The sequence below is a fragment of the Phyllobacterium sp. P5_D12 genome (assembly GCF_054049495.1).
The window spans coordinates 1-714 of sequence record NZ_JBFUMG010001100.1; the positions used below are offsets into that span (position 1 = coordinate 1).

General features: G+C 59.0%; 2 protein-coding genes. One reads left to right on the plus strand and one right to left on the minus strand.

Annotated features, from left to right (window positions below; genetic code table 11):
- The coding region (locus ACXJ5O_RS28930) for a helix-turn-helix domain-containing protein (protein ID WP_457302907.1) at positions 1-189 on the plus strand (189 nt) is incomplete at its 5' end.
- Here ACXJ5O_RS28930 and ACXJ5O_RS28935 read toward each other — a convergent pair.
- A partial coding sequence (locus ACXJ5O_RS28935) for a substrate-binding domain-containing protein (RefSeq protein ID WP_457302908.1) occupies positions 186-714 on the minus strand: 529 nt, incomplete at its 5' end. The two genes, ACXJ5O_RS28930 and ACXJ5O_RS28935, sit on opposite strands and share 4 nt — an antisense overlap.

Below are 714 nucleotides of genomic sequence, written 5' to 3' on the forward strand. Positions count from 1 at the left end.
ATTGTAAACTTGCCCGAAGCGATGGAGCAGCACGAGGCAAACCTGATCCGTGATGCACTGACCGCAAACCATGGCGATGTGCGTTCGACCCTCGAAACCCTCGGGATCCCGCGCAAGACCTTCTACGACAAGTTGCAGCGTCACGGCATTGATCGTGCCGACTATGCGAAACAAAAGCCCGGGGACTAGCCGAAGAACGCCAGCTTTGCGGTGCACTCTGCCACCGATAGTCGCTCCACCAACGGGCATTCGAGTTTGGTGATCGGATAGCGCGTGCCCGATGACTGCGCAAAGCTATCCAGTTGCTCGATTGCCCAGCGTCCCATGGCCCGGTGCGGCAGGACTGAAGTCGTCAATTGTGGATGGAGATGGCGCGAGATTTCTTCGTCGTCATAACCGATGACGGAGATATCTTCGGGAATACGCATCCCCGCCTCCTTCAGAGCCTCGTAACAACCAATCGCAGTGCGGTCGTTCTGGCAGAAAATCGCAGTTGGCCGGTCGTCCAGCGTCAGCAATTCCTTCGTCGCCGCATACCCGGCGCTTGCCGACCAGTCGCCCTCGATGACCAGCTCCGGATCGAAAGGGATATCGGCCGTCGCCAAGGCGCGGCGATAGCCCTTGAGCCGGTCCTTCGCGGCTTCCATCCATGGTTCGCCGGTAATAGTGCCGATGCGCCGATGACCATGCTGGATCAGATGACGGGTCGAATGC